The following is a 20,756-nucleotide window of genomic DNA, read 5'->3' on the forward strand; positions in this document are numbered from 1 at the left end:
ACACGTTTCAGATTTCTGGGACGTGTTTTTGATTTATATGCAAATCGTTCATTATTCAAAGTGTTTTCTTAACTTTATACAGCAGATTTTGAAATTATGAACTTTCTCAGACTTCCATTTCTTATTAAATTCACTCTTGTAATCATTTCCTTGATCGGAATTGGCTACATTTTAGCTTTAGGACAGAGCATTTTAGCTCCATTTTTTTTAGCATTTTTAATGGCAATGCTGTTTTTACCCTTTGCCACTTTTTTAGAAAGGAAGCTCCGATTTCCCAGATCACTTTCCACAATGACCTCAGTATTCATCATGTTGATTTTCTTAAGTGGAATGATTTATTTTTTCGGATCGCAATTATCCACTTTCAGTAAAGACATTCCTCATCTTAGAGATCAGTTCATTAGTGTTTTTGACAATCTTCAGCATTGGGTTTCAAGAACTTTCAACATCAAAATCAACGATCAGCTCGATTATATTGATCAGGGATTAAGTAAACTTCTTTCTTCTTCAGGATTGATTTTAGGATTCACTTTGAGTGTGTTCTCAACAGGGTTTGCCTTTATTCTGTTCTTCGTATTATTTTTCATTTTCATTTTGAACTACAGAAGGATTTTAAACAACTTCATCGTAGCGGTTTTTAGTGAAAAACATAAAACAAGTGTTCAGGAAGTGGTAACACAAGTAAGAATAATGACCAAAAAATACATTATTGGGCTATGTCTTCAGGTATTTATTGTTTCTATCCTTACTTCCATTGTTCTTGCTGTCTTAGGTGTAAAATATGCTGTTCTTCTTGCCGTTCTTACCGGATTACTCAATGTAATTCCTTATCTGGGAATTTGTATTTCCTTGGTAATTTCCTGTTTCATTGCATTTGCAACCGGAACACCATCTACCTGTATTTATGTCATAATCGGCTATATTGCCGTTCATATTATTGATGGAAATATTGTTTTGCCGTTTGTAGTAGGTTCAAAAGTGAAGATCAACGCCCTATTTTCATTTTTAGGAATTATCATCGGAGAACATCTTTGGGGAATTGCCGGAATGTTTTTGTGTATTCCTGCCATCGCCATCATAAAAATAATCTTTGAGAGAGTGGATGGTCTTCAACCTTGGGGAAAATTGCTCGGAGAAGAGCAAAGACCTCATAAAAAGAAATATAAAATTTCGAAAAACATCACACTGGAAGAAAAGGATTGACGTGTCATGAGTAATGGGTAATCGGCAATGAGTAATAAGTCAAATCCCTCAATAATTTTTTATTAAGTTTAAAAACTATCTTATTTTTAATCAATAGATTACAATTTTATTTAACTTTAATAAAAATAAAAACTCATGAAAGTTATAAAATTCATTCTGTCTTTACTTTTCGGATTAATGTTCATTAATGCCGGATTAAACAAATTCTTCAATTATATACCCATGGAAAAACCAACTCCTGAGCAAATGAAACTTTTTGCCGCATTCGGAGAAATTCATTGGCTGATGCCATTGGTAGGATTGGTAGAGGTTGTTGGAGGATTATTATTTATTTTTCCAAAAACAAGAGCATTAGGCGCTATTGTCATACTTCCTGTAATGGTAGGAATCGTTGTTCATGTTTTCACAATGGATAAATCTCCAATGGGAATGTCAATTGCCGGAGTTCTTTTCCTGATCAATCTTTGGATGATTATTGATAACAAAGAAAAATATAAAGCTTTAGTAAGCTGATCAAAAAGTGAATGGTCAATTCTGAATTCGCTTTGCTTGTCAATTTTTAAATTCACTTGCGTAGCAAAATTCACAATTGACCATTGACAATAAATTAAAATTATATAAACGCACTGAACCCCGTAATCGATCTTCCCACAATCAGTGAATTGATCTCTTTTGTTCCTTCATAGGAATAAATTGCTTCTGCATCTGCAACAAATCTTGCGACGTCATATTCAAGCAAAATTCCGTTTCCACCCATTACTTCTCTAGCTCTGGAAACAATATCCCGGGTTCTTAATGTACAAAAAACTTTGGCTAAGGAAGCATGTTCATCTTTTAGAATCCCTTCGTCCTGCATTTCAGAAAGCCTGAAAACCATGGTCTGCATTGCCGTCAAATTCGACAACATTTCCACCAAGTGTCCTTGAATCATCTGAAAAGACGCGATCGGTTTTCCGAACTGTTCTCTTTTTCTGGTATAATCTAAAGCACTTTCATAAGCTCCTCTTGCACAACCTGTCGCCATCCAGGCAACTCCCGCTCTGGTCATCCTCAGTACTTTTGCTGTATCCTTAAATGAATTGGCGTTTTGCAAACGGTTTTCTTCTGTTACTAAACAATCTTTCAATGTAATTAATCCGTTTTGAACGATTCTCAGCGCCATTTTTCCTTTAATTTTCTCAACAGAATACCCTGGATTATCTTTTTCAACAATAAAACCCTTTACTTCCCCATCGTCTAAATCTCTTGCCCAAATAATAATTACATCTGCAAATGTTGCGTTTCCGATCCATTTTTTCTGACCATTGAGAATCCAGCCTTCCGATGTTTTTTTACATGTTACCGTTAAACCTCCTGCAGCTCCGGAACCTACTTCGGGTTCTGTAAGACCAAACGCTCCTATTTTTTCAAATTTCTGCATCTGAGGAAGCCATTTCTGTTTTTGCTCTTCCGAACCACAAATATAAATGGAACCCATCGACAAACCCGACTGCACACCAAAAAATGTAGCAATTGAAGCATCAACCCTCGCCATTTCCATGGCTAAAACTCCTTCCATCAAAAAAGGCATTCCCGGACAGCCGTATCCTTCATACGTTACTCCACAAATATTTAGTTTTTGAAATTTCGGGATTAATTCAAATGGAAATTCATCACGCAACCAATAATGATTCACCAGAGGTTTTACTTCTTTTTCCATGAAAGCTCTTACCTGAAGCTGAACTTCCCGTTGTTCCGAGCTCAACGTATGGTAAATATCATAGAAATCCCCATCAATTGGAGGCAGCTCTTTCTTCTTTTTATTCGGATCGAGCATTTTCATCAACCCTCCAAGTTGCTTATCATCGAGTTTTGAGAAATTTTGCATCAGTTTTGGCAGGTCAACCTTTTGAGAAATGGCACTTAACTGATCAAAATCTATGGCTCTGAATAATTCTATCGCGTTTCTGATTTTAGAAAAGGTATTTGACATAGTAATTGATGTGTGTTTGATTTGTAAAAGTGAAGCAAAAATCACTCCGAAAACAACATCCCTCGTTCAAATATATTTTACAAAAACTTGATTTTTAAATATTTAAAAATCATTTTCTCTTTACAAAATCTTTACCCTCGCTTTTCAAACTTTACAAATGATTCCGCCTGAACTTTGGAATAAGCAAAACATTAAAAATCACCGCAATGAAAACTACTTACATCAGATTATCCATCGCTACAGCAATTTTATTAGGCATTTATTCATGTAAAAAAGGAGAAGCCACAGCTTCAGATTTAGAAACTTATGCAGCAACAGATTCTGCAACGGCAATTATTTCAGACAGTATTTCTTCTGCCGCCACCATGAAAGTAAAAGACAAACAATTCATCAAAACCGCAGATGTGAATATGGAAGTAAAAGATGTTTATGACGCTACTATTTCCATTGAAAAATCGGTTCAGGAATTGGGCGGATTTGTAACTCATAGTGATTTAAAAAGCAATGTTATTTCGGAAGACACTTACAATACTTCGAATGAAGAAGCCATGCTGGTGAAAAAATACCAATCAGAGAATACAATGCAAGTGAGAGTTCCAACAGCAAGACTGGGCGAATTATTAACTATCATTAATGATAAAAAACTGTTTCTGAACTCAAGATCTATTAATGCGGAAGATGTGACTTCCAGCATAAAATATGCAGAATTGGAAGGAAAAAGAATCAAAAAAACGGGTGAAAATATTTCTCAGCTGAAGACCAATAAAGACAAAGTACAATTGGATAACGAAAATATGTCTGAAAACAATCAGCAGCAATTGGCAAATATGGACGTAACTGATAATTTGAAATACAGCACGGTTGATATTTACATCAAAGAACCTAAAATAAGAATTGCTGAAATCGCTATTACCAATACAAAAAGTATTGATGATAAGTATAAATTCAGTTTCATCTACGGTGCAAAATCAGCTTTTGTAGAAGGATATTATTTAATCCAAAGAATTCTTGTCGGATTAATCACGATCTGGCCAATATTATTAATCGGGGCTGTCGCTTTATTTCTTTACAAAAAAAGAAAATCAGCAAAACCACAACAAAACATTTCAGAGTAAAGCTTCCCTAATCACTATGATTATCAACATATTTTATTTTTTACTGACCTTCGGATTTCCGGAGGTTTTTTATTTTTTTCAAAAAAACTGTAACGATTGTAACCGCACTTTTACCTACTGTTTAAAAGAATAAAAAATCAATTAAAAAATAACAGTATGAAAAATTTAGTAAAACTAGGAATCGCTGCATTAATGGCAAGTGCTTCTATAAATGTCACCGCACAAAACAAAAATGCAGATCGTGAAAACAGCATTCTTTGGGAAGTGACAGGAAACGGACTTTCAAAACCCTCTTATATCACAGGAACCTGTCACATTATGTGCAGCAAAGATTTTGAAATAAAACCTAAAGTATTAAAAGCCCTTGAAAAGTCAGATAGTTTTGTGATGGAGATTAATTATACGGATCCTGCAGAAATGATCGCATTACAAAGAATGTTTCAAACCGATAAAAAAATATCGGATCAACTTACTGGTGAGGAAGCAAAAGAGCTTGATCAAATCCTTACAGAATATGGAACCAGTTTGAAAAATATGGACACTTCTTCTTCTCAAGCTTTATATGCATTAATTTCTATGAAAGCTGTTCCATGTCCTCAAACTGAAATAAAAGCTTACGAGATAGAACTTATGCAAGCAGCTCTTAAACAGAAAAAGAGCATCAACGGACTTGAAAAAGTAGAAGATCAACTCACTTCCATCAATAAAGCATATGATCTGAAGGAAGTCATCAAACAGTTGAAAATGGGTAAAGAATATGAAGCACTTCTGCAAGGAATGGTGAATGCATTTAAAAAAGAAGATGTAGAGTCTGTTTATAATCTTTTTAAAAATGATAAATTTATGAACGACAAACAGGAAAAAGCCATGCTTACCGACCGAAATAAAAACTGGGCAGAGAAGATGCCGGAAATGATGAAAAAAGAAAGTTCTCTTTTTGCTGTTGGAGGCGCTCATCTTATGGGAGAAAACGGAATCATTAAACTATTGAGATCAAAAGGATATACTGTAAAGCCAATAAGCAGCCTGTAATCTAAACCGTGAAAACATCGTGAGCAATTCAATCGAAGCTACTTTCTTACAACTCATCAATCAGCATAAGGGTATTTTGTATAAAGCCTCCCGTATCTATGCCGATTCCACAGAAGACCGGGAAGATCTGCAACAGGAAATCCTGATTCAATTGTGGAAATCTTACCAGAATTTCAAAGGGAACAGTGAATTTTCTACATGGATGTACCGTGTAGCCATTAATACAGCCATTACTTTTTTAAAAAAGGAAAAACAAAGAGTAACGCATCATACAGACAGTCCACATCATTTTGAATTTCAAAGCGAGGAGTACAATCCTTCAAAAGATAAACAACTCGAGGTTTTTTACAAAGCCGTACAGGAATTAAAACCTCTTGAAAAAGCCATCATCTTCTATTTTATGGAAGGGCTCTCTCACAAGGAAATCGGAAACAATATGGGATTGAGTGAAGGCAATGCTCGTGTAAAACTGAACAGAACTAAAGAAAAAATACAACACATCATAAAAAAATCAGGTTATGAATTTTGATCAATTAAAATCAGAATGGAATAATGAAAATACAGATATCAATATTCCAGACACAATACATCAGCTCAAAGAAAGCAAACATCCGATCGAAAGAATCCAGAAAAACATGAAAAAGGAATTTGTAATGCAGATCATTGCTATTATTTTAATTGCATTTTTCCCTTTACAATTTAAATTTCCTTCTTCACAATATATTATTTACTACACTTCCTATGTAATGTTAGTCGTTATCTCCTCGTACTATCTCTTCGGTTTTTACAAGTTCTACAGACAAACCGAATTTTATACAGGAAATACTAAAAACAGCTTATGGAAAATCTATCATGAATTAAAACTAAATCTGGAACGTTACCAGTCTTTCGGATTTCTTCTTCTTCCTCATTTTCTATTGACAATCGGTCTTGTTATTTACAATACCCTTTTAGAAACTGGAAAAATATTCTCCGATCTTACCAATAAACATGTTACAGCATTAATTATAACTGTTTTAATAGGAACAATAGCCGTTGTAGCAAGTATTGTTCTGTGGACGAAATATCTATACGGACGTGACGCCAAAAAACTCGAAAACATTCTAAATGATATGGAGGAATAAATACAACTCATCCTCAAAACAGAGCCTTAAATTTCTACTTTAAGGCTTTTTTGTTAAAAAATTATTATTTACAGCTCTCAAATTCATTTGAATTTTTATTTTCCGTAAATTTGCAAATCAATAATTTTGCACGAGGATCTGGTATTCAACAATCCTAAGCCCAAATCCTTAAAACCTTAATTTCTGAATACATATGCTATCAAAAATAAATCCTTTACACACGGAAAGCTGGAAAGCTCTATATGATCATTTCGGTGACAATGACTTTGATTTAAGGGATCTTTTTCATGAGAATTCCAATCGTTTTGAGGAATTTTCTTTACAAAGAGAGAATTTTCTTTTCGATTACTCAAAAAACCTGATTGATTCAAGCACAAAAGAACTTTTATTGAGTCTTGCAGAAGAATGTCAATTGAAAGACGCTATCTCTAAAATGTTTTCAGGAGATAAAATCAACGAAACAGAAGGAAGAGCAGTTCTGCATACCGCTTTAAGAGATTTTTCCGATAAAGAAATTTTGGTAGACGGAGAAAACATCAAACCTCAAATCAAAAGGGTCTTGGATCACATGAAATCTTTTTCCGAAAGTGTTATTTCAGGAAATCACAAAGGTTTCAGCGGAAAGGAAATTACAGATGTTGTGAATATCGGAATCGGAGGTTCAGATTTGGGACCTGTAATGGTGGTTTCGGCTTTAAAACACTTTAAAACCAGATTAAACGTTCATTTTGTTTCTAATGTGGACGGAAATCATATTGCAGAAGTTGTAAAGAATTTAAATCCTGAAACAACTTTATTTATCATTGCTTCCAAAACATTTACGACTCAGGAAACAATGACCAATGCCAATTCGGCAAAAGACTGGTTCTTACAGGCTGGAAAACAAGAAGATGTGGCAAAACACTTTGTAGCTTTATCAACTAACATTCAAGCAGTTAAAGACTTCGGAATTGCGGAAGAAAACATCTTCGAATTCTGGGATTGGGTTGGCGGAAGATATTCATTGTGGAGTGCGATCGGTTTAAGTATCGTCTTGGCAGTAGGTTATGAAAACTTCGAGCAATTATTGAAAGGAGCTTTTGATACGGATCAGCATTTCCAGACAGCAGAATTCTCTGAGAATGTACCTGTTTTGATGGGGCTTTTAGGAATTTGGTATCGTAATTTTTATGCTGCAACAAGCTACGCTATTCTTCCCTATTCACAATATTTAGACAGATTTGCAGCCTATCTTCAGCAAGGAGATATGGAAAGTAATGGAAAATATGTGGACAGAAACGGTGAATTCGTAGAATATGAGACCGGACCGATTATTTGGGGAGAACCGGGAACAAACGGGCAACACGCGTTTTATCAATTGATTCACCAGGGAACAGAATTGATTCCTGCAGATTTTATTGCCTATGCAAAAAGTCCTAACAAAGTTTCCGATCATCAGGATAAATTATTGGCTAACTTTTTCGCTCAGACTGAGGCACTTGCCTTTGGAAAAACTGAAGAAGAAGTTGAGGCAGAATTAAAAACTTCAGGGAAGTCTGACGAAGAAATTACAAAGCTTTTAAATTATAAAGTCTTCCAAGGAAACACTCCCACTAACTCCATATTATTCAAAGAATTAACTCCATTTTCATTAGGACAGTTAATTGCAATGTATGAGCATAAAATTTTTGTTCAGGGAGTGATCTGGAATATTTTCAGCTTCGATCAGTTCGGGGTGGAATTAGGAAAAGTTTTAGCAAACAAAATCCTCCCGGAACTAGAAAGCAATGAGACGATTAGCTCTCATGATAGCTCAACAAACGGGCTGATCAATTATTACAAAGGAAATAAGTAAAAGAAAGTAAATATCTAATAAAAGTAAAAAATGGCAGAAATTCTTGACGGATTAAAAGTATCCAAAGAAATAAAACAGGAAATCAAGGCTGAAGTTGAAAAAATTGTTGCCGGAAAAAGAAGAGCTCCGCATTTGGTAGCAATTCTTGTTGGAAACAACGGAGCAAGTAAGGCTTACGTAAATGCTAAAGTGAAAGACTGTGAAGAAGTTGGTTTCCAGTCTAGCTTAGTTAAATTTCCAAGTACAGTTTCTGAATCTGAATTATTGGAAAAAATTGATGAGTTGAATAAATCTAAATCTGTTGACGGATTTATCGTTCAGTTGCCTTTACCTGACCAAATCGATCAGGAGAAAATCATCAATGCGATTGACCCAAGAAAAGATGTAGATGGTTTCCACCCGGAAAACTTCGGAAAAATGGCTTTGGAGATGGATACTTTCTTACCTGCAACTCCATTTGGAATCTTAACATTATTGGAAAGATATAATATTGAAACGAAAGGTAAAGACTGTGTAATCATCGGAAGAAGTAAAATCGTAGGAAGACCAATGAGTATTTTGATGGGAAGAAAAGATTTCCCAGGAAACTCTACGGTAACGCTTACACACTCTTACACAAAAGATATCGAAGAATATACTAAAAAAGCAGACATCGTAATCACAGCTTTAGGTGATCCGCATTTCTTAAAAGGTGAAATGATCAAGGACGGAGCAGTGATTGTTGACGTAGGAATTACAAGAGTAGACAACGATTCTCCAAAAGGATATTATTTGGCAGGTGATGTAGACTTTGACAGCTGTGCTGCAAAAGCAAGCTGGATTACACCTGTACCGGGAGGAGTTGGTCCTATGACAAGAGCGATGTTGATGAAAAATACCATCATTGCTTACAAAACTTCGGTCTATAACGACTAATTTTAAAATGAATAAAGAAGAAGATATTTTATTAAAAGAAGGTAAAATGCTCCCTGTAATGGAGCATTTTTACACTCTTCAGGGAGAAGGAGCGCACACCGGAAAAGCAGCCTATTTCATCAGATTAGGAGGTTGCGATGTCGGTTGCCACTGGTGCGATGTAAAGGAAAGCTGGGATCCGAATTTACATCCATTAATGAATGCAGAAGAAATTGCAGAAACTGCAGCAAAACACTGTAAAACTATTGTTTTAACAGGTGGTGAGCCATTGATGTGGAATCTTGATATTTTAACCTCTAAATTAAAAGAATTAGGATGCATCGTTCATATTGAAACTTCCGGAGCTTATCCAATGAGCGGGCAAATCGACTGGATTACCCTTTCGCCCAAGAAAACAGGGCTTCCAAAAGAGGAGATTTATACAAAAGCGCATGAACTTAAAATGATTATTTTCAATAATAATGATTTTAAATTTGCTCAGGAACAGGCTGCAAAAGTGTCGGAGAACTGCACCTTATATCTTCAGAGCGAATGGAGCAAACGTGATGAAATGTATCCGAAGATTACAGATTTCATTCTGGAAAATCCTGAATGGCGTGCATCAGTTCAAACCCATAAGTATCTGAATATTCCATAAATTGCTTATCTTAGCCTTTCAGTTATTCTGTGACCCATGCAGAGAATAAGATACTCCAGATATTTAAAATCTATTATTATTTTGCTTGACCTTTTGGTTATTGCAAGTGTATTTATATTCTTTTTTATCAATGGGAATGCAGACTTGATACAGAACAAAGAGATTTGGTATCAAAATTCATTTCCTCTGCTATTGCTTATATCCTTTTGGATTTTACTAAGCGGAAGAACCCGAATTTACAATATCCGGAGAAATATCACTTATACAACTTTTATAGAGCGAATCATTACTCACTTTATATTATTTGTTATTGGGTTGGTACTGATAAGAAAAGTAAGCAATAATCAGTTTTTTGGTTCTGAATTGTCATGGCTCTCTCTTTACCTTTTCTTTTTCATTGTTTTGACAAGATCCATTATTTATTTCACAATTAAATATTTGCGTTCTCTGGGGATAAACAACAGAAATGTAATGTTCCTTAATGAAAACAGCTCTACCATCGTTCTTAAAAATACATTGAAAGAGAGAAAAGACTATGGTTACAAAATTTTTGAATTTCAACATGAGTCCATTACTATTGAAGAACTTCAGCTTTTTTGGAAAAAGAACGGCATACACACCTTGTTCTTACCTTTAGAAACAACATTTGATAAAAAAACGGAAGACGATATTTTTAGACTTGCGGAAGCGAATAAGGTTCACATCTCACTTATTCCCAATATTTCACAAAGTGATTTATTTATGTACGACCTGGGATACATTCAGACACAACCTGTTTTAGATCAGACGACATATCCGTTAGATAATTATTCTAATTTTTTATTGAAAAGAACATTTGATATTCTTTTTTCAATAATCGTTTTAGTAGGTATTTGCTCCTGGCTTTTCCCCATTATAGCCATTATCATTAAAGCAACCTCAAAAGGACCTGTATTCTTTGTACAGAGAAGATATGGTTTCCATGAAGAAGTTTTTAACTGTCTCAAGTTCCGTACAATGGTTGTAAATGATGACTCCGCTACAAAAACCACTGCGGAAAACGATTCCAGAATTACAAGATTTGGAAAGTTCTTAAGGAAAACAAGCCTGGATGAGATGCCCCAGTTTTTGAATGTTCTGAAAGGTGAGATGTCTATTGTTGGACCTCGACCACATATGTTGGCGGTGGATGATTATTATAAACCAAAAATCGGAAGGTATAGTTTAAGAAGTATGGCAAATCCGGGAATCACAGGTTTGGCACAGGTAAACGGCTTAAGAGGAGATTCGGGAGACATAGAAGTGGAAATGAAAAAACGGGCTTTGGCAGATGCTTATTATGTCAGAAACTGGAGTTTTGTTTTAGATTTGGTCATTATATTAAAAACCATTATCCTGGTAATCGCCGGAGATAAAAAAGCGAAATAAGGTCTAGCTTAACAATAAGATTTAGATAATAAAATATTAACATTAAACTAAGTCAACCCTGGCTATAACCTTAAACTAATTAAATAAAAAAAGTCTAATTTAGCAGAATGTTAAAAACGTTTTTTACAGCAGTAGGAGAATACATCATCCTTCTAGGTAAATCTATCCAGAAACCTCAGAAAATGAGAGTTTTTTGGAAGCTGTTCATGAGAGAGATCAATGATTTGGGAGTCAACTCATTCGGGTTGGTTATCTTTACTTCTATATTTGTTGGAGCAGTTGTTGCCATTCAGATGTTTAATAACTTTGATGCTTCTTCCTTTCCAATTCCCCCATCATTTGTAGGATATGCAACAAAAGCAGTTTTAATCTTAGAATTTGCCCCTACTATTATCAGTTTGATTTTGGCAGGAAAAGTGGGTTCATATATTGCCTCAAGTATTGGGACGATGAGAGTTTCTGAACAAATAGATGCACTCGATATTATGGGAGTAAACTCACCCAACTTCCTAATTTTACCCAAAATTATTGCATGTGTAATTTTTAATCCTTTATTAATTGCCATTAGTATTGTTTTTGGTATCGGAGGAGGATATATCGCAGGAATCTTAACCGGAAACTGGACAACAAACGACTACATGATTGGTATTCAAATGTATATGCCCAATCTTTTTATTTATTATGCATTTGCTAAAACTACTGTTTTTGCCTTTATTATAGCAACTGTACCAGCTTATTTCGGGTATAATGTGAAAGGAGGTTCATTAGAAGTAGGTAGAGCGAGTACACAAGCAGTAGTTTGGACGATGGTATTCATTATCATTTCCGAATTGCTTTTAACCCAGTTAATATTAAGCTAATGATTGAGGTAAAAAATTTAAAGAAAAGTTTTGATGAAGTTGAAGTACTTAAAGGAATTTCAACAACCTTTGAGAAAGGGAAAGTAAATCTTATCATCGGGCAAAGTGGTTCAGGAAAAACTGTTTTTCTTAAAAGTTTATTGAATGTTTATCAACCTTCATCTGGAGAAATTCTTTTTGATGGCAGAGATATCAATGTTATGAACAGAGATGAAAAGCAGCATTTGCGTTCAGAGATCGGAACTTTATTTCAGGGAAGTGCGTTGTTTGACTCTTTAACTGTGGAAGAAAATATTATGTTTCCTTTGGACATGTTTACCAATTTAACTTTCAGAGAGAAAAAAAGAAGGGTTTTTGAAGTAATAGGAAGAGTACATTTAGATAAGGCCAACAGAAAATTTCCATCTGAAATTTCCGGAGGAATGCAAAAACGTGTTGCCATTGCAAGGGCTATTGTAAACCATCCGAAATATCTTTTCTGTGATGAACCCAACTCAGGATTAGACCCTTATACATCTAATGTAATTGATGATCTTTTGCTGGAAATCACAAAAGAATATAACACCACAACCATCATCAACACCCACGATATGAACTCGGTAATGACGATTGGCGAGAAAATTGTATATCTGAGATTAGGAATTAAAGAATGGGAAGGTAACAAAGACATCTTGATTACTGCAGGCAATAAAAATCTGATCGATTTCGTTTATTCATCAGAACTGTTTAAAGAATTAAGAGAATATTTATTGGAGAATAATAAAACTATTGAGAATACAATCACAAAAATAGACGATAATGAAACAAATATTTAGTATCGCACTTTTAGGGTTTTCTATGCTCGCTTCGGCACAGATCTCTCTTGCGGGTAAAGCTAACTTAATTTTTCCAACAGGTTCACCTTCTTGGAAAAATATTAAAGGAACTGTAAATGAAGCTATAGATGGCGAAGGTAAAAACAATGTAGGGTATAATTTTGGACTTTCCTTAAAAGTAGGTCTTCCAGCGGCATTGTATGTAATGCCCGAATTATATTACACTTCATTTAAAAACGAATTCACAACGGAAAATACCACTTTTGATATTAAAAGCAATCGTATAGATATGCCTGTCCTTTTAGGTTACAATCTTTTAGGAAATACATTGAGTGCTTTTGTAGGTCCTGTTGCAAGCTACAACCTGAGCAAAGAAGACACTTTCAATGATTTTAAAGAGAATGCAAGAGATAATTTCACCGTAGGTTATCAGTTTGGTGCTCAGCTTGAAATCAAAAAGTTAATCTTAAATGCGAGATATGAAGGTGCTTTCAGTAAAGATGAAAGAAAATTCATCAGCAGTGTATCAGGAGAAGAAATCAGATATGACAACCGCCCCAATCTATTTATGGTAGGAGTTGGTTACAAATTCTAAATTCATCGAAAATAACAATTATAAAAAAATCCTCAAGTCTTAGATTTGAGGATTTTGATTTTGAGAATGGAACTCAGCTTCTCGCTTTGCAATAATAGCGGCCTGTTTTTCCAGCTCTTCTTTATCTTTCTGTAATTGTTTGAATTCTTTTCTTTTTTGTTCTGCCTTTAAAGCACTTCCTTTGCTTACATAGCCTACCATTCCGCCAATAATCAATCCTATTCCTATTCCCGCCATGATTCCCATAATATGAGGCAATCCAATTTTCTCAGCCGTAAAATCAGTTGTAAGGTAAAAGAGTAATGCAGAAACTGCCAAAAGTATAAGTCCAGTAATAGATAAGCTTTTCATAGTATTCGTGTGTTAAAATAGATCCTGTAAATAAAAAAGTCTTATCAAATTTACTAAAATTCAATAAGACTTTATCAAGATTAAAATTCCATATTAGTTATATTTTTCCACCAGCAGCTTTATAATATTCTAAAGCTTTTGGTAAGTCTTTATTGATGTCCGAAATTCTTGTCTCAGGATTCGGGTGAGTAGAAAGGAACTCAGGTTGTCTTGCTCCGGTAGAAGCCGCTTCCATTCTATTCCAGAAAGGAATTGCTTCTCTCGGATCGTAACCTGCCATACCCATTAAATATAGTCCCATTTTATCTGCCTCAGATTCCTGGTTTCTGCCATATTTCAACAGAGCAACTTGCGAACCAATAGGATATGCTTTTTCAAAAATACTCGCCCACTGTGCATTAGAAATTGTTGTTCCTAAAATCTGACCACCATATTGCGCTACCATTGCCTGAGAAATTCTCTCATTTCCGTGCCCTGCCAATGCGTGAGAAACTTCATGCCCCATCACTACTGCAAGACCATTATCATTTTTGGTAACAGGCAAAATCCCTGTATATACAGCTACTTTTCCGCCGGGCATACACCAAGCATTCAACTCACTGCTTTGTAAAAGATTAAATTCCCAGTTATAACTCGCTAAATCTGCACTTCTTCCAATACTTGCATAGTATTTTTCTGCAGCAGCCTTAATTCTTGTCCCTACATTTACCACTTTTTTTGCGTCTGCCGTTCCTGTAATTACCTTAGATTTACCCAATGTCGTTTTGTATTCTTGTGCAGACATGGTCATAATTTCTGAATTATTGGCTAATTGTAATGATGATCTTCCCGTAATAGGGTTTGTTGTACATGCTATAGTCGACAGAGCAACTGCTCCTATTCCTAATAATTGTGTTATTTTCATAGTTTCGAGTGTTAAATAATTCAACCTTAACAATTTTTATTCCAAAAAGTTTTTAGAAGGAATATATTTGCATACATTTTGCTATTTAAATTTAATAATTATTTTGCTATCATGAAAAAGTATATTTCAATCCTCTATATTTTAGGGTTTTTATTTGTTTTTCAAAGCTGTTCTTCCCAGACAGGAATCGATTCTCAGACTGTGACAGCACTTGTTAACTCTCAGGACTTTTCATTTCATGCAGAAAGAGCAACACCTACAAATTACGATGTAATTAACATCATGAACTCACTGCCCAACACAACTTCGACAAGGATGTTAGATCTTTCAGGAGGCAATTACTCTATTGACGTAAAAGGAGATAAACTTGAAGTTGTTTTACCTTATTTTGGCAGGATTTTTAATCCAACTTTTGGAAATAATGATAAAAACGGTTATAGATTCACATCAAAAGATTTTACCGTAAACAAGTCTCAAAATAAAAAAGGAACCTGGATTGTAAAAATTAAACCAAAGGATGTAAGTAATGTAGATGAAATTATCATGGAAATTTTTAAAAATGGAAAAGCATTTACATCAATCAGAAGTAATGACAGACAACCAATTTCTTATGATGGATATATTTCTAAAAATGAGGAACCTCAGGAAAAAGAAAAACCTTAGTTAAGTTTTTGGATACATGATACGAGATAAAAGAAACAGAACTTAAATATTCTCAGAATCTCGAAACTCGGATCTCGAATCCCTTAAAAACTTTTCAACAAATAATTTCGCTTCGGTACTTGGATTTGAAACCATAGCTGAAGCATTTTTTTTATGTTCCGTATATGCTTCTTCTACAGAATTATTTCTCTTCATCATTGCCAAAATATATTCCTGAACCCAATATTCAAAACGTTTTTCTGCCTGTTGAGTCCTTACTGCTTCAAATCTGTTGTTTTTCTTTTTAAGGTTTATAAACTCATCAATTTTTTCAAAGATTTCATGCAAACCTTCATTATATAAAGCAGATCCCAGAAGAACCGGAATCTTCCAGTTTTTTTCTTTTGGAGGAATAAAATCCAATGCTCTTTTTAATTCTAATTTGGTGTTTTTTGCTTTTTGAAGATTATCAGCATCGACTTTGTTAATGAAAATCACATCAACCATTTCCATAATCCCTCGTTTAATGCCTTGAAGTTCATCTCCCCCACCAATTATTTTTAAGAATAAAAAAACATCGGTAATATCTGCAACTAAAACTTCAGATTGCCCCACACCAACCGTTTCAATTAAAATATAATCGTAGCCCGCCGCTTCACAAATCATCATCGTTTCAAAAGTTGTATTGGCAACCCCTCCCAAAAACCCGGAGCTCGGAGAAGGACGAATGAAAGCATTTTCTTCTTTTGCCAATTCTTCCATTCTGGTTTTATCCCCTAAAATACTTCCTTTATTAATAGCAGAACTTGGATCAATGGCTAAAACAGCTACTTTTTTACCATTCGCAATGGCCAATCTCCCGAAATTCTCTATAAATGTTGACTTTCCGGCACCCGGAACACCTGTAACACCCACTCTGATTGAGTTTCCTGTAAAAGGCATTATTTTTTTCAATAATTCTTCTGCCTGTACTCTGTGTTCAGATTTCTTGCTTTCAACCAATGTAATAGCTTTTGCAATCAGGCGTTTATTTCCTGATCGTATTCCGTCAAAAAGCTCTTCTGTAGAAAATTTCATCGATTCAAAATTAAGAATTAAAGAGTGAATGGTCAATAGGTAATTTGCTTTGTTCATCAAATTCTGATGAACTGATCTGTTAATTCAATGATTAGCCAGCATTCTTGTTATTTTATAATTTTTATTTCTTCTAAATTAAAACTACAGAACTCGTTATCAACCCAAAACGAAATTAATTACATTTGTTATTATTCAAAGATAAACATATGAAAAACATCATCGCTGTAGCGTCATTTGCTGCTATATTATTAGTTTCTTGTACATCAAAAGCGCCTGTTGCTACTGCAACTCCAGCAACCTCGACTTCTACACCGGAACAAATTGCTCAAGGAAAAACAATTTTTGAAAACTCTTGCGGAAGATGCCACAAATTGCCTGATCCAACATCACACAACTCTGTACAATGGGTAGGAATTATGAATTCGATGGCTCCAAAAGCGAAACTTACAGATGATCAGCATCAATGGGTTTACGATTACATCGTATCTGTGAAGAAATAATTCACTTCAAACAAATAGTATTATGAAAAAACTAATTTTGGGTATGATCCTTTGTTCTGCAACGATAGTAGTATCGTGCGGACCGAAAAGTGTAGCCGTAACCGGACCAAAATACACTTCATCTGAACAATTGGCTCAGGGAAAAACCATCTTCGAAAGCTCGTGCAACAGATGCCACAAATTACCTGACCCGGCAAAACACGACGATCAAGGATGGATAAAAACCTTAAGCAGAATGGCTCCAAAAGCCAAGTTGAGTGACGATCAGCACCAAATGGTTTATGATTATCTAATATCTGAAAATAAAAAATAGGCTTCTTTTGAAGTCTATTTTTGTTTTAATTCTATCCCCAAACCTGGTGTTGAGGATAAAATTATGTTACCATTTTCAACAAAACTTCCGGTTGCATAATCGTTGGAAATAAGATTTGCACCATCCAGGTCAACATAATCAACCAATCCTGCTAAAACACATCCTGCAGAAATTCCTATAGAAGATTCGGTCATGCAACCTATCATGATTTTGTAATTTAATTCTTTTGCTCTTTTTATCATTTCCAAAGCCGGAGTCAACCCGCCACATTTCATTAATTTGATATTAATACTTTTGTAGTAGGGAAACAACTCTTCGAGAACATCGATACTCTGACAATCTTCATCCGCCATCCAATTTGCAAAACTTTCTTTTTTTAAAATCTTATAATTATCAATCGGACGAGGTTGCTCCAAATATGAAAATTTTTGAACTTCAACATTTTCCTGCAGCCAAATACAATCTTCATCGGTAAAACTTGAATTGGAATCTAAAGCAATATTTTCATTTAACTGCAAAAATTTTTCAACATTAGTCTTGTTTAAACCTTTGCATTTTACTTTGAATCTATTCCAATTGCTTTTACTTATTTTTTCAATCTGATGATCGATTTCTGCCACAGAAATAGTAATTGAGCTTTCCATTAAATTTTCTGAGGGAAGGTTATTTAATGCTGTAAAGCTTTTATTTTCAAGTTTCCCAAAAAGATCCCAATACGCACAATCCAATGCCGAAAGTAAAAACGGATGTAAATTTAATCGTACTAAAAATGTAAAAAAATCCTTCGGGTGAATGATTTTCTGCAACTCAATCTGACTTTGAATTTCTTTTAGTTTTAAAACAAAACCTTGAAGATTGATTTGGTAATAATCAATCGCCACACATTCGCCATAACCTTTACAATTTTGATGAGACAATTCTATACATAAAGCATCTCGCTTGTCATAATTCCCATAAGCAATTGCAAATGTTTCTTTTAATTGAAGTTGCTTTGATTCAAACCTTAATTCCATAATTAAAGCTACAAAAAAGGAGACTTATTTCGTCTCCCTCTTCTTTTTAATTTTGCTTTTCTTCGGCATTTTTGATTTGATAAATTTCTTACGGTCCTTAATTACATTCCAGCTATACTCGGTAAAGCAATATTTTTCTGCCTCCTCCAGAAATTTCAAAGCATTGGCAAAGCTTCCCCGCTTTTCGGAAAGTAAAGATCTATAAAACCATAATGTCGATTTATCAATCCCTTTGATCTTCAATGAATATCCAATCAGTTTTTCGGCTTCCTGAAAATCTTCATTATCCAGAAGACATTTTATATAATATTGAGGAACATTCAGATTTGTCACATCACATTGCATCGCCTCTTCAAAATATAACTTGGCTTTTTCATAATCACATAACATTTCACTGTAAATTCTTCCCATCAAACACAAGCTGTCTGCATCTTCAGGATCATAAGACAGTGCATAGTTCAAAGCTTCCAGACAATCCGGCAAACTGTACGGATAATTATCCAAAGCCTCGAAGTAATATTTATTTTTAGTTAAGGTCATTTTTGTAGTTTTTTAGTTCGTTTTTCAGGTGATTTCTTTGTTTTTTGAAAGATTTTTCCTGATAATTCTTTTTAAAATCTGTCCCGGAAAATGTGCGGACCGGATTTCCTCTTTGCACCTGCAAATGATTATTCCAGGTTTCCTGCATTCTTTTTTGAAGCTGAAGAATATTCTGTTCCAATACCTTTTCTTTCAATCTCGTAATGGATAGTTTCTTATTCTCCAGTTGCGAACGGGAATCCTGCACGAAAACACTCTGTCCGGTCGGAATATGAGTGGTACGAACAGCTGTGTTCACTTTATTTACGTTTTGACCACCACTTCCCTGACTTCTCGTCGTCTGAAACTGAATATCTTTTTCATTAAAATTAATTTTCTCCAACCCTTCCAATTCAAAAACACCGATGAACCAATTGCTTCTTTTATGTAGTTTCCGAAACGTACTTTTACCCGTCCAGCAAATACTTCCTAACCAGTTTTTTAAAAATTCATTTACATTTTTTGATTTTAAAAGTAGGGTTACAGATTTTAACGTCAGGTTTTCATCTCCATTCTCCCGATGAATGATTTCGTAGTCTATTGTATTATCTTTTACTTCCTCAAGAAAAACCTTCAGAACTTTTGCAACCACCCATTGACATTCCAAAGGTCCTCTTCCTGAAGTTATTTGTATAAGTTTTTCCATTTTTGTAAAATTTTTAAAAGAGCTTCTCTGTTTTTAGCTTCTTTAATAAATGTCGGCAGTCTTTCCACCATTCGCATTCTGTAAGGCAATCTTGTCCTCAGATCCGATGAAACATAGTTTTCCATTTCCAACAGATGTTCCTTGTTTTTTGCCCAGAATAGTTTTCCTTTAAAATCCGTCTGAAAATAATAAGGACAGCCGAAAATCGGATCATGAATCAACCCTTCTTCTTTGATGCAAGAATTCAAATATTTTTCACTTCTTGCCTGAACCTGAAAACCGGATTCACATTCGTCGCACTTTACGTTTACATTCTTAGGTTTTTCCTTTAAATTTTCTTGTTCATAGTGAATCGAATGTGCACAAATCGGACAATTTAATTTTACAAAAGCCTTATAAACAATCAGATTCAATCCACTTTTTCGCAAATCACAATGGCTGCATTCCAGCGTTGCCTGTTTATAATTATATTCATTTTTCACAACAGCATCTTTTCCGCAATCCGGACAGACAACGAGAATGCTATCATGATAATTAAAATATTCTTGTTTGTATCTTTTTTTCATTTCCGTCTATTTTGGCATTTCACTTAATTTCGGATGACCAACAGGATTAATTCCTTTTTCCAATAAATCTTTTGCAGCCATCACTGCCCAACATTTATCACTGGAATGAATGTTTCTGTAAAATGAAAGAAGAATGTCCGGTTTCACAACTGTAAATCCATTGGCTTCAATAGTTTCCAAATCATTTCTTTCAAAGAAATCAATGGTAATTCTGTGGAATTTTCCGTTTTCCATTTCTATTGTTTTCTCATATCTGCGGAAATTTTCTTCACTAGGCAAATGATCATACCTTGTCCAGACTTTCTGAAAACCTTCCTGCTGAAGAATGATAACCGTTTCAGCTACGTTTTCTTTCTTTACAAAAACATCAATATCCTTATGGTCATGAGCATGTTTATATTCTATATGTCCGGTTTCAGACATAAAATGCCATGCCCAACCTCCTGAAATAATGACTTTATGTTTTAATTTCTCTAAAATTTCAAGTCCGCTTTTAATTCTAAATTCCGGCCAGACTTCACCGTATCTTTTTATATTATGTGGTGCTCCCATTTTTTTAATTTTTTTGTTGATTTGAATTTGTCATTTCAAACGAAACAAAGTGTAGTGAGAAATCTTTTTTGCAGATTCTTCATTTCACTCCGTTCCATTCTGAA

At 34.5% G+C, this 20,756-nt stretch carries 25 protein-coding genes; 16 read left to right on the forward strand and 9 right to left on the reverse strand.

Annotation, left to right across the window (positions count from 1 at the left end; translation table 11 throughout):
• Positions 1 to 96 precede the first annotated feature (96 nt).
• On the forward strand, positions 97 to 1,203 hold the full coding sequence (locus LV842_RS04000) for an AI-2E family transporter (protein WP_233110172.1): 1,107 nt from the start codon (positions 97 to 99) through the stop codon (positions 1,201 to 1,203).
• Between the two features lie 135 nt (positions 1,204 to 1,338).
• Positions 1,339 to 1,716 carry a DoxX family protein gene (locus tag LV842_RS04005; RefSeq protein ID WP_233110173.1) on the forward strand — a complete coding sequence of 126 codons (378 nt, stop codon included), beginning with the start codon at positions 1,339 to 1,341 and terminating at the stop codon, positions 1,714 to 1,716.
• Positions 1,717 to 1,816: 100 nt separating this feature from the next.
• Here the strand turns inward: LV842_RS04005 and LV842_RS04010 are convergent, their stop codons facing one another.
• The gene (locus tag LV842_RS04010; protein ID WP_233110174.1) at positions 1,817 to 3,175 is read right to left on the reverse strand and encodes an acyl-CoA dehydrogenase family protein; all 1,359 of its coding nucleotides are present in this window, start codon (positions 3,173 to 3,175) and stop codon (positions 1,817 to 1,819) included.
• 206 nt (positions 3,176 to 3,381) lie between these two features.
• On the opposite strand from LV842_RS04010, the gene LV842_RS04015 reads away from it, so the two are divergent.
• The 11 genes from LV842_RS04015 to LV842_RS04065 all read left to right on the forward strand — a co-directional run bounded on the left by LV842_RS04015 (position 3,382) and on the right by LV842_RS04065 (position 13,509).
• Entirely contained in the window at positions 3,382 to 4,290 is a 909-nt protein-coding gene (locus LV842_RS04015; RefSeq protein ID WP_233110175.1) for a DUF4349 domain-containing protein, read from the forward strand.
• A 156-nt stretch (positions 4,291 to 4,446) separates the two neighbouring features.
• Positions 4,447 to 5,322 carry a TraB/GumN family protein gene (locus LV842_RS04020; RefSeq protein WP_233110176.1) on the forward strand — a complete coding sequence of 292 codons (876 nt, stop codon included), beginning with the start codon at positions 4,447 to 4,449 and terminating at the stop codon, positions 5,320 to 5,322.
• Positions 5,323 to 5,341: 19 nt separating this feature from the next.
• Positions 5,342 to 5,851 (forward strand): RNA polymerase sigma factor, encoded by a 510-nt coding sequence (locus LV842_RS04025; protein ID WP_233110177.1) that lies wholly within the window; start codon positions 5,342 to 5,344, stop codon positions 5,849 to 5,851.
• Positions 5,841 to 6,446: a hypothetical protein gene (locus LV842_RS04030; protein ID WP_233110178.1), complete on the forward strand. Its 606-nt coding sequence runs from the start codon at positions 5,841 to 5,843 to the stop codon at positions 6,444 to 6,446. The genes LV842_RS04025 and LV842_RS04030 overlap by 11 nt, the downstream gene beginning before the upstream one ends.
• Before the next feature lie 193 nt (positions 6,447 to 6,639).
• Entirely contained in the window at positions 6,640 to 8,280 is a 1,641-nt protein-coding gene (pgi, locus tag LV842_RS04035) for a glucose-6-phosphate isomerase (RefSeq protein ID WP_233110179.1), read from the forward strand.
• A gap of 30 nt (positions 8,281 to 8,310) precedes the next feature.
• Positions 8,311 to 9,195, forward strand: coding sequence for a bifunctional 5,10-methylenetetrahydrofolate dehydrogenase/5,10-methenyltetrahydrofolate cyclohydrolase (locus tag LV842_RS04040; protein ID WP_233110180.1), 885 nt, complete (start codon positions 8,311 to 8,313; stop codon positions 9,193 to 9,195).
• Between the two features lie 7 nt (positions 9,196 to 9,202).
• Positions 9,203 to 9,832, forward strand: coding sequence for a 7-carboxy-7-deazaguanine synthase QueE (locus LV842_RS04045; RefSeq protein WP_233110181.1), 630 nt, complete (start codon positions 9,203 to 9,205; stop codon positions 9,830 to 9,832).
• Between the two features lie 36 nt (positions 9,833 to 9,868).
• Positions 9,869 to 11,239 carry an exopolysaccharide biosynthesis polyprenyl glycosylphosphotransferase gene (locus LV842_RS04050; protein WP_233110182.1) on the forward strand — a complete coding sequence of 457 codons (1,371 nt, stop codon included), beginning with the start codon at positions 9,869 to 9,871 and terminating at the stop codon, positions 11,237 to 11,239.
• A gap of 107 nt (positions 11,240 to 11,346) precedes the next feature.
• On the forward strand, positions 11,347 to 12,099 hold the full coding sequence (locus LV842_RS04055) for an MlaE family ABC transporter permease (RefSeq protein ID WP_233110183.1): 753 nt from the start codon (positions 11,347 to 11,349) through the stop codon (positions 12,097 to 12,099).
• The gene (locus LV842_RS04060) at positions 12,099 to 12,914 is read left to right on the forward strand and encodes an ABC transporter ATP-binding protein (RefSeq protein WP_233110184.1); all 816 of its coding nucleotides are present in this window, start codon (positions 12,099 to 12,101) and stop codon (positions 12,912 to 12,914) included. The genes LV842_RS04055 and LV842_RS04060 overlap by 1 nt, the downstream gene beginning before the upstream one ends.
• The gene (locus tag LV842_RS04065) at positions 12,898 to 13,509 is read left to right on the forward strand and encodes an outer membrane beta-barrel protein (protein ID WP_233110185.1); all 612 of its coding nucleotides are present in this window, start codon (positions 12,898 to 12,900) and stop codon (positions 13,507 to 13,509) included. The genes LV842_RS04060 and LV842_RS04065 overlap by 17 nt, the downstream gene beginning before the upstream one ends.
• A 39-nt stretch (positions 13,510 to 13,548) precedes the next feature.
• Here LV842_RS04065 and LV842_RS04070 read toward each other — a convergent pair whose 3' ends face one another.
• Together LV842_RS04070 and LV842_RS04075 are read right to left on the reverse strand one after the other, a co-directional pair.
• Complete coding sequence (locus LV842_RS04070) at positions 13,549 to 13,860, reverse strand: hypothetical protein (protein ID WP_233110186.1); 312 nt, start codon at positions 13,858 to 13,860, stop codon at positions 13,549 to 13,551.
• 97 nt (positions 13,861 to 13,957) lie between these two features.
• Entirely contained in the window at positions 13,958 to 14,764 is an 807-nt protein-coding gene (locus tag LV842_RS04075) for a M48 family metallopeptidase (RefSeq protein ID WP_233110187.1), read from the reverse strand.
• A 111-nt stretch (positions 14,765 to 14,875) separates the two neighbouring features.
• Between LV842_RS04075 and LV842_RS04080 the strand changes: the two genes are divergently transcribed.
• Positions 14,876 to 15,427, forward strand: coding sequence for a DUF4251 domain-containing protein (locus tag LV842_RS04080; RefSeq protein ID WP_233110188.1), 552 nt, complete (start codon positions 14,876 to 14,878; stop codon positions 15,425 to 15,427).
• Positions 15,428 to 15,469: 42 nt separating this feature from the next.
• Here the strand turns inward: LV842_RS04080 and meaB are convergent, their stop codons facing one another.
• The gene (gene meaB / locus LV842_RS04085) at positions 15,470 to 16,483 is read right to left on the reverse strand and encodes a methylmalonyl Co-A mutase-associated GTPase MeaB (RefSeq protein ID WP_233110189.1); all 1,014 of its coding nucleotides are present in this window, start codon (positions 16,481 to 16,483) and stop codon (positions 15,470 to 15,472) included.
• Between the two features lie 206 nt (positions 16,484 to 16,689).
• Here meaB and LV842_RS04090 point away from each other — a divergent pair, with 206 nt between their 5' ends.
• Both LV842_RS04090 and LV842_RS04095 read left to right on the forward strand, forming a co-directional pair.
• Positions 16,690 to 16,983 carry a c-type cytochrome gene (locus tag LV842_RS04090; protein ID WP_233110190.1) on the forward strand — a complete coding sequence of 98 codons (294 nt, stop codon included), beginning with the start codon at positions 16,690 to 16,692 and terminating at the stop codon, positions 16,981 to 16,983.
• A gap of 22 nt (positions 16,984 to 17,005) precedes the next feature.
• Complete coding sequence (locus tag LV842_RS04095) at positions 17,006 to 17,296, forward strand: cytochrome C (RefSeq protein ID WP_233110191.1); 291 nt, start codon at positions 17,006 to 17,008, stop codon at positions 17,294 to 17,296.
• 14 nt (positions 17,297 to 17,310) lie between these two features.
• Here the strand turns inward: LV842_RS04095 and LV842_RS04100 are convergent, their stop codons facing one another.
• The 5 genes from LV842_RS04100 to LV842_RS04120 are packed head-to-tail and all read right to left on the reverse strand — an operon-like array spanning position 17,311 to position 20,652.
• The gene (locus tag LV842_RS04100) at positions 17,311 to 18,309 is read right to left on the reverse strand and encodes an enolase C-terminal domain-like protein (protein ID WP_233110192.1); all 999 of its coding nucleotides are present in this window, start codon (positions 18,307 to 18,309) and stop codon (positions 17,311 to 17,313) included.
• A gap of 24 nt (positions 18,310 to 18,333) precedes the next feature.
• On the reverse strand, positions 18,334 to 18,849 hold the full coding sequence (locus LV842_RS04105) for a tetratricopeptide repeat protein (protein ID WP_233110193.1): 516 nt from the start codon (positions 18,847 to 18,849) through the stop codon (positions 18,334 to 18,336).
• Positions 18,836 to 19,534 carry a peptide chain release factor H gene (prfH, locus tag LV842_RS04110; RefSeq protein ID WP_233110194.1) on the reverse strand — a complete coding sequence of 233 codons (699 nt, stop codon included), beginning with the start codon at positions 19,532 to 19,534 and terminating at the stop codon, positions 18,836 to 18,838. The genes LV842_RS04105 and prfH overlap by 14 nt, the downstream gene beginning before the upstream one ends.
• Positions 19,513 to 20,100 carry a hypothetical protein gene (locus LV842_RS04115; RefSeq protein WP_233110195.1) on the reverse strand — a complete coding sequence of 196 codons (588 nt, stop codon included), beginning with the start codon at positions 20,098 to 20,100 and terminating at the stop codon, positions 19,513 to 19,515. The genes prfH and LV842_RS04115 overlap by 22 nt, the downstream gene beginning before the upstream one ends.
• 6 nt (positions 20,101 to 20,106) lie before the next feature.
• Positions 20,107 to 20,652, reverse strand: coding sequence for a nucleotidyltransferase domain-containing protein (locus tag LV842_RS04120; RefSeq protein ID WP_233110196.1), 546 nt, complete (start codon positions 20,650 to 20,652; stop codon positions 20,107 to 20,109).
• Positions 20,653 to 20,756 lie beyond the last annotated feature (104 nt).

Origin of the sequence: Chryseobacterium gwangjuense (genome assembly GCF_021311115.1) — a bacterium.
Taxonomy (GTDB): Bacteria; Bacteroidota; Bacteroidia; order Flavobacteriales; family Weeksellaceae; genus Chryseobacterium; species Chryseobacterium gwangjuense.